This is a genomic window from Cryobacterium sp. TMB1-7 (assembly GCF_004402435.1).
GTDB classification, from domain to species: domain Bacteria; phylum Actinomycetota; class Actinomycetes; order Actinomycetales; family Microbacteriaceae; genus Cryobacterium; species Cryobacterium zongtaii.
This window is the reverse complement of record NZ_SOFZ01000022.1, coordinates 277,007-284,444: the sequence shown is the minus strand read 5'-3', so window position 1 is coordinate 284,444 and position 7,438 is coordinate 277,007. Positions and strand designations below refer to the sequence as shown.

The window sequence follows — 7,438 nt, the reverse complement described above, 5'->3', positions numbered from 1 at the left end:
CCCGCAAAACCCTCGACTGGAAAACCCCGAAAGAAGCCCTCAACGAGCTACTCTCGAAGCCACAACCGACCGGTGTTGCGCTGACCGGTTGAATCCGCCAGCTATTGCGTCCTATAAATCTGACGAAGTCCTAATAAGCGTGCGACCAGTCGGGGCCTGGCTGGCTGTCTAGGCTGTAGCCATGGCCACAGTCATCCTCGTGCGGCACGGCCGCACCACCGCAAACGCCACCGGGCTGCTGGCCGGACGCACCGCCGGCGTTCTGCTCGACCAGATCGGCCGAGACCAAGCCGTCGTCACGGGGAAGCGGCTCGCCGCGGTACCGCTGGTCGGGGTGGTCTCCAGCCCGCTGGAGCGCTGCCGGGAAACCGCGCAGCACATCATCGACCGCCAGAGCGGCACGCTGCTGACGCCGATCGAAGACGAACTCTCCGAGTGCGACTACGGCGACTGGCAGGGCCGCACCCTCCAGGACCTGTCGGCGGAGAAGCTGTGGTCGGTGGTGCAGACCCAGCCGTCCGCCGTGACCTTCCCGAACGGGGAAGCGATGGCAGCGATGCAGGCCAGGTCGGTCGCCGCGATCCGCCGCCTGGACGCCGCCTTCGAGGCGGAACACGGACCCGGCGCGGTCTGGGTGGCGGTGAGCCACGGCGACATCATCAAGTCGATCCTGGCCGACGCCTTCGGCATGCACCTGGACCTGTTCCAGCGGATCAACGTGGGTCCGGCATCCGTCTCGATCGTGCGGTACGGCAGTAGCCGGCCGACCGTGCACGCCACCAATACCGACGCCGGGGACCTGTCCTGGCTCGCGGCGAGCGCCCCCACGGCGGACGCCCCGGTCGGCGGTGGGGCGGGTCATCAGGCTCCGCACGCGTCGCGCGCCTAAAATACTCGCATGCCTACAATCGTCCATGAGTTCGCCTGGCCGGATCGGGTCGTCGTCGGCACCGTCGGTCTGCCCGGCTCCCGCACCTTCTACCTGCAGGTGCGCACCGGCGCCCAGATCGTCAGCATCGCCCTGGAGAAACAACAATCCGCGCTGCTCGCCGAGAAGATCGACGAGATCCTCGACCAGCTGATCGCCTACGAGGGCAACCCGTTCAGCATCCCCACCGGCACCCCCATCGAACTGGTCGACAACGACCCGTTGGAGCCCGTCGACGAGGAATTCCGCACCGGCTCGATGAGCCTGGGCTGGGACCCGACGACGGTGCAGATCGTGCTCGAGGCCTTCCCGATCGTGGACGAAGACGACGACGAGCTGCTCGACCTCGCTGCCGTCGAACCGGCCGAAATGCTGCTGGTGCGGATGCCCGTCGGCACCGCACGGGCGTTCGCCACACGTACCCGCGAGGTGGTGGGCGCCGGCCGGCCCATCTGCCCGCTCTGCGGCTATCCCATCGACGCAGACGGGCACACCTGCACCCTCCCCGGCGCGTGAACATGCCGGACGCCGACCTCGTCGACGGTGACCTCGAACTCACCGGGCGGATCACGACGGCGTCCAACGCGACGTTCCTAGGCAGCATCGACGGCGTCACGGTGGTGTACAAGCCGATCGCGGGGGAGAACCCGCTGTGGGACTTCCCCGACGGCAACCTGGCCAGCCGGGAGGCGGCGGCGTACCTGGTCTCGGAGGCGTTCGGTTGGAACGTCGTGCCCCGCACCTGGCTGCGCGACGGCCCGATGGGCCCCGGCATGGCGCAGCTCTGGCAGGAGCGGGACCCCGGCCAGGATGCCGTGGACCTGATCCCGGCCGAGGCCATGCCTGAGCAGGGCTGGCGGCACGTGCTCGACGGCCAGGACGAGCAGGACCGGCTGGTGTCACTCATCCACGAGGACTCCGTGGCACTGCGCCGGATGGCCGTGTTCGACATCATCGTGAACAATGCCGACCGCAAGGGAGACCACATCCTGGCCATGCCCGACGGGCACCGACACGGCGTCGACCACGGGCTCACCTTCCACGCCGACCACAAGCTGCGCACCGTGCTCTGGGGCTGGCTGGGCGAGGAGCTCAGCATCGACGAGCTGGCCGGGATCGACAGGGTCAGCGCCGATCTCACCGTCGGGCTCGGGCGCGAACTCGCCGGCCTGCTCACTCCCGCCGAGATCGTCGCCCTCGCCGCCCGCTGCGACCGGCTGCGCACCGAAGCCCGCTTCCCGGCCCCTGAGGGCCGGATGCCCGCGGTGCCCTGGCCGCTGTTCTGACGGTCCCGGCCACCGATTCCCGCAGAACGGCGCCGACCGCGCCCACATCGTGGGACCCTTGAAGCATGGATCTCGAGGTATCGCCCACGCTCACGATTCCGGCGACGGAACTCGGGTGGCGGTTCTCCCGGTCGTCCGGCCCCGGCGGGCAACACGTGAACACCTCGGACAGCCGCGTGCAGGTGTCCTGGAATGTCGTCGAGTCTGCGGTTCTCACCGACGAGCAGCGGATGCTGCTTCTCACCCGACTCGACCGGCGCCTGATCAACGGGGTGGTCACCATGGCCGCCTCCGAACAGCGTTCCCAACTGCGCAATCGTGAGATCGCGCTGACGAAGCTCGCGGAGCTCGTGGCCGCGGGCCTGGCCCCCGACGGGCCCAGCCGCCGGGCGACCAAACCCACCCGGGGTTCCGGCCGCCGGCACCTCGCCGCCAAGCAGCAGCGCTCGGCGACGAAAGCGCAACGGCAGCGGCCGTCCGCTGAGTAACGCAGCCTAGGCCACGCTGGCGCGCACGAACTCGGCGACCATAGGAGCAAGCCCTGCACCCACATCAACGGCCGGGCGCTTGGCTCCCCGAACCTCGAAAGAGTGGTTCGCCGCGTCGATCAACTCGAGTGTCGCCGTGCCGATTCGCCCGACCACCGGGGTGAGTTCGTCCGGGGCGGCGAACGGGTCACGCGTGCCCTGCACGAACAGCATCGGCCGGTCGATCCCGTACAGGTGCTCATCGCGCAGCTTCTCCGGCTTGCCCGGCGGATGCAGCGGGTAGCCGAGAAAGACCAGGCCCGCTGCCGGCATGCCGGCGGCCACCGCCATGGAGGCCATCCGCCCGCCGAAGGACTTACCGGCCGCCCAAACGGGCTGACCCGCCGACCGGGCAGCCGCAGCGTCCATCGCCGCCCGCCAGGCGGCGATCGCCCGGGGCGCCCGGTCGGGGAGCCGGCGGCCGGCCTCCCGGTACGGGAAATTGAACCGCAGGGTCGCCAACCCGGCGGCGTTCAGCGCCTCGCTGAACCCGACGAGGAACGGATGGTCGAAGCTGGACCCCGCTCCCGGTGCCATGACGAGCGTGGCGAACGCGTCCGCCGGTCGGGCGAAGGCGGCCGACACCATCCCGTCCTCCACCACGATGCGCATATTCTCCGTCGATTGCATTCGTCCCCTAGCCCGTGACGACGATCTTGCCGAGAGCACGTCCCTCGCCGAGGTAGGCGAGCGCCCGCGCCGCCTCGTCGAGCGGATAGGTGCGGTCGATGTTGATGCTCAGCTCGCCCGCGACGCACCGCTCGGCGACGGGCTCGAAGTAGGCCGGGCCCTCCCTGGCGATGAGTAGCCCCAGCCGGCGCCCGGTTACCACGCCGAGCGCCGCGCCGACTGTCACGACCCGCAGCACGCTGCGTACGGTGCCGCCGACGCAGAGGTAACGACCGCCGCGGGCCAATGCCCGCTGGTAGGCGAACACTGACCGGTGCGCCACGAGGTCGAGGATCAGGTCGAACGGTTCCAGCCGGGTGAAGTCCGAGGTGGTGTAATCGACGACCTCGTCGGCGCCGAGCCCGCGCATGAAGTCGAGCTTTCGCGCGTTGTCGACGCCGGTCACGTGCGCTCCGGAGTGTTTGGCCAGCTGAATCGCGAACGACCCCGACCCGCCGCCCGCCCCGTTGATCAGCACACGCTGCCCGCGGCGAACACGGGCGGTTCCCTGCAGCGCGATCGCTCCGGCCTGGGGCAGGGCCGACGCCTCGGCGAAGGTCAACTCCGCAGGTTTGTGGGCGAGGGCCGCGACCGGCGCCACAGCGAACTCGGCGAAACCGCCCAACAGGCCCATGTTGTCGCCGTACACGTCATCATTCACGCGGAACCGGGTCACGCCGGAGCCGACCGCGGCGACCCGACCGGCGATGTCGGAGCCCAACACCCGGCGCCTGGGGGCGCGCAACCCGCCGATCCGGGCGTACCCCGGGGATCCGGTCAGGCCCTCCCAGTCGGACAGATTGAGGGACGTCGCGGCGACCTCGATGAGTACCTGGTTCGGGCCCGGCGAGGGCTTCGGGATCTCCTCGACCCTCAGCAGGTCGGGCTGCCCGTACCGGTCGTGGACAACGGCCTTCACAGGGGTCCGCCTTCGAGCGCGCGGCGCGGGTGTCGGAACATGCCGGTCAGTGTACGCGGAGCGGCCCGTCAGCGTGTGGGTGAACCTAGGCTGGTGGCATGACTGGTCCACGCGAACCCAGCGATACGCCGCTCAATGTGGCGCGGTACAAGATCAACCGCGAGATTCCTGCACCCGAACGACCCGAGGTCGCCGAGCCGGACACCAACGAGGCCGGCCAGGCCATGATGGATGCCCGCGCCCAGTACGTGGAGATCGCGATCCAGCAGGCGATGCGTCGCGGCGACTTCGACAACCTGCCCGGCACGGGCAAGCCGATCCCGGGCCTCACCGCCCCGTACGACCCGGACTGGTGGATCCGCCAGAAGATCGAGCGTGAGCAGATCACCGGACTGGGCCCGGCTGCCCTCACCCTGCGTTCCGAAGACGCCGGACTCGACGCCAGCCTCGACGCCGTGGTCGCCGAGCGAGCGGTGCGGGAGATCCTCGACGACTTCAACCGCCGCGTGATCGAGGCCCGCCGGCAGCTGCGCGGGGGCCCGCCCGTCGTCACGGCGCTTCGCGATGTCGATGCGGAGGTTGCCCGCTGGCAGGAACGCCGCAACGCCGCACGCATCGAGCGGGACGCGGCGCGGGAACGCCAGGAGGCGGCGCTGGCCGCGATGACCTGGCGGGAACGCCGCCGGGCCAAACGCGAGCGTTGAGGCCGGCCGACGTCTGCCCGCTGGCCGACGCCACGGAATGACACAGCAGACCGGGCCGAGCCCACACAGACACTGGGCTGCCGAACGCGACACACAGGGCCGGGTCTGTCAATAGGCACCGCGACCCTCCAATCTGCCAAGACCGGTGGCATCCTGACTGCATGACGGATGAGACCACCGCTGCCGACTTTCAGAAGAGCCTGGTGGCCCTGGCCACCCCGGAGCAGCGGCAGAAGTACACCCGGTACTTCCCGGGCGACGACTCGTTCATCGGCGTGCGGATGGGCGACGTGTTCGCCCTGGCCGGCCGGGCGCTCGCTATGCCGCTGCCGGACATCGAGACGCTGCTGGAGAGCCCGACCCACGAGGTGCGGGTCGGCGCGTGCTCGATTATGGGCAAGGCGGCGACGGACCGTAAGACCGGCGTCGAACGGCGTGAGGAGCTCTACGAGCTGTACCTGCGCCGCCACGACCGGATCGACACCTGGGATCTTGTGGACCTGGTCGCGTATCAGGTGGTTGGCGGCTGGCTCGTCGACAAGCCACGTGACCCGCTCTACTCCCTCGCGGCGTCGTCGTTCTGGCCGGAGCGCCGCACCGCCTTGGTCGCGACAGCCGCATTCCTGCGCCGGGGCGACATCACCGACACCCTGCAGCTGGCGCGGATGCTCGGCAGCGACGGGAACGACTACGTGCAGAAGGCCACCGGCTGGATGCTGCGCTACCTCGGCGACGTCGACCGGGACGCGCTCCTCGGCTTCCTCGACGACAACGCGGCCGGCTTGCCGAGGCTGACCCTGCGCGCCGCCACCGAGAAGCTCGACAAGCCGGTGCGAGCCGGCTATCTGGCCCGCAAACTGTGAGAAGAGCCTCAGAGTTTTCGGTTTTTCGGGGCTTTTCTCACAGTTCGCGGGCTTGGCGCAGGGGCACGGCTACGTCGGCGCCGCCCTCCCGGGTGAGACGCGGTCCCATGGTGACCATGGTGGGAGCGGGCACAAAACCGCCGGCGAAGAGGGCCTCGCCCTGTCGGAACCGTGAAGCCCGGGCGAGCATGGCCGGCGGCACGAAACCGAAGATGGTGGCGAGCTCGTCGAGGTCCACCGGAGACGTCATCTTCATCAGCGCCAAGTTGTCGCACTGCGAGATGATGCTGGGGTGCACCCGAGACGGTCGCTGGGTCGACAGCAGCAGCCAAAGGCCGAATTTGCGTCCTTCCGCCGCGATCTGCACGATTCTCTCCCGCACCGCCACGTGTAACGGGCTGGTCTGGTCGGGCGAGCAGAAGTTGTGCGCCTCGTCGATCACGATCAGGAGCGGACGGCGTTGCTCCCGTTTGTCCCACAGGTCGTCGAGCACTGCCAACGCCACCACCAGCGACTCCTCCGGGTAGGCGAAGCCGCCGAGGTCGAGCACCGTGGCGTCGGGGCGGGTCTCCAGGATGTCGGTCACGGCCGCCAGGCCCTGCGCCCAGATGCTCCAGTCGGTCACCCGGAGATTCTCGGTGCGTGCCGCCAGTTCGCGCGCCGCCGGGGTGCCCCGGTCCAGCAGGCCGGGGACGACCCTCGTCGGCTCGATCAGACCCACGGTGTCCTCGATGTGCATCAGCTCGTTGTGTTCGGCACGATCATCGAGCGGGTCGAGCCGAAAGACGGCCGCCTTCGCCCGCAACGACAGGTCCAGGAACCGCACCCGGAGAGCATCGGGGGAGGCAGCCGATGGGCGCAGCACCCGGATGTCCCGCTCGGCCAGCGCCCGTTGCGCATCCGTCGATTCACCCGCGGGATGGGCCTGCCGTATGTGCACGAAGTCCGCGTTCGGATCGAAGATCACCATGGGCAGCGCCGTGTGGATCAGCAGCTGTTCCAGCACCACGCCCAGGGCGTAAGTCTTGCCCGATCCGCTCTGCCCGCACCAGAAGGTGTGCCGGTTGAAGCGTTGGGCAAGGAGCCGGGCCGGGATGTGCTGGGAGGCCAGGAAGGAGCCGATGGGCAGGGACGCCGTGGCATCGCCGTAGAGCAGTTCGGTCGTGCGGGCATCCGCGGGTCGGAGCGTGGCCGATCCGAACGCGACGGAGCGCCGAACATCGAGGTGCCGGCCATCTCCATTGAGCAGACCCAGGATGCGCCCGGAGCCGTGCGGGGCGCCGCCGATCGTGACGGTGACCTCCTCAACCTGGCCCAGCTGGTCCGTCTCCTCCTCGCCCTCATCAGTGGACCGGAGGATCACCAGACCGCCCGGCTCGAATCGGGAGCCGGTGGCGCCGACGAACTGGAAATGCCGGCCGTCGATCGACACCGCGGCGGCCTTTTCGAGTGTTGCGCTCTCAACTTCACTCATGGTGTGACCTTTCATCGGGGATTCCGGCCGGAGAATCTCGCGGCGTTCAGCGGCAGCGTAGTGCCGTT

Annotated in this window: 9 protein-coding genes; 6 read left to right on the top strand and 3 right to left on the bottom strand. The window is 69.3% G+C overall.

From position 1 onward, the window contains the following. Positions 1–181 precede the first annotated feature (181 nt). The 4 genes from E3O60_RS10235 to arfB all read left to right on the top strand — a co-directional run bounded on the left by E3O60_RS10235 (position 182) and on the right by arfB (position 2,702). Positions 182–889: a histidine phosphatase family protein gene (locus E3O60_RS10235; RefSeq protein WP_088455845.1), complete on the top strand. Its 708-nt coding sequence runs from the start codon at positions 182–184 to the stop codon at positions 887–889. A 9-nt stretch (positions 890–898) separates the two neighbouring features. Further along, positions 899–1,444, top strand: coding sequence for a DUF3090 domain-containing protein (locus E3O60_RS10230; RefSeq protein WP_088455846.1), 546 nt, complete (start codon positions 899–901; stop codon positions 1,442–1,444). Between the two features lie 2 nt (positions 1,445–1,446). Then, positions 1,447–2,214: an SCO1664 family protein gene (locus tag E3O60_RS10225; RefSeq protein WP_134408596.1), complete on the top strand. Its 768-nt coding sequence runs from the start codon at positions 1,447–1,449 to the stop codon at positions 2,212–2,214. Positions 2,215–2,279: 65 nt separating this feature from the next. Continuing rightward, positions 2,280–2,702 carry an alternative ribosome rescue aminoacyl-tRNA hydrolase ArfB gene (gene arfB / locus E3O60_RS10220; RefSeq protein ID WP_088455847.1) on the top strand — a complete coding sequence of 141 codons (423 nt, stop codon included), beginning with the start codon at positions 2,280–2,282 and terminating at the stop codon, positions 2,700–2,702. Between the two features lie 6 nt (positions 2,703–2,708). Here the strand turns inward: arfB and E3O60_RS10215 are convergent, their stop codons facing one another. Both E3O60_RS10215 and E3O60_RS10210 read right to left on the bottom strand, forming a co-directional pair. Next, a complete protein-coding gene (locus E3O60_RS10215) occupies positions 2,709–3,371 on the bottom strand; it encodes an alpha/beta family hydrolase (RefSeq protein WP_134408578.1) in 663 nt (220 codons plus the stop codon). Between the two features lie 7 nt (positions 3,372–3,378). Beyond that, positions 3,379–4,329 (bottom strand): NAD(P)-dependent alcohol dehydrogenase, encoded by a 951-nt coding sequence (locus tag E3O60_RS10210; protein ID WP_134408579.1) that lies wholly within the window; start codon positions 4,327–4,329, stop codon positions 3,379–3,381. Positions 4,330–4,427: 98 nt separating this feature from the next. On the opposite strand from E3O60_RS10210, the gene E3O60_RS10205 reads away from it, so the two are divergent. Next, the gene (locus tag E3O60_RS10205; protein ID WP_134408580.1) at positions 4,428–5,033 is read left to right on the top strand and encodes a DUF1992 domain-containing protein; all 606 of its coding nucleotides are present in this window, start codon (positions 4,428–4,430) and stop codon (positions 5,031–5,033) included. A 161-nt stretch (positions 5,034–5,194) separates the two neighbouring features. Next, the gene (locus tag E3O60_RS10200) at positions 5,195–5,896 is read left to right on the top strand and encodes a DNA alkylation repair protein (protein ID WP_134408581.1); all 702 of its coding nucleotides are present in this window, start codon (positions 5,195–5,197) and stop codon (positions 5,894–5,896) included. Between the two features lie 37 nt (positions 5,897–5,933). On the opposite strand, the gene E3O60_RS10195 is transcribed toward E3O60_RS10200, so the two are convergent. Then, a complete protein-coding gene (locus tag E3O60_RS10195; RefSeq protein ID WP_134408582.1) occupies positions 5,934–7,370 on the bottom strand; it encodes an ATP-binding protein in 1,437 nt (478 codons plus the stop codon). Positions 7,371–7,438 lie beyond the last annotated feature (68 nt).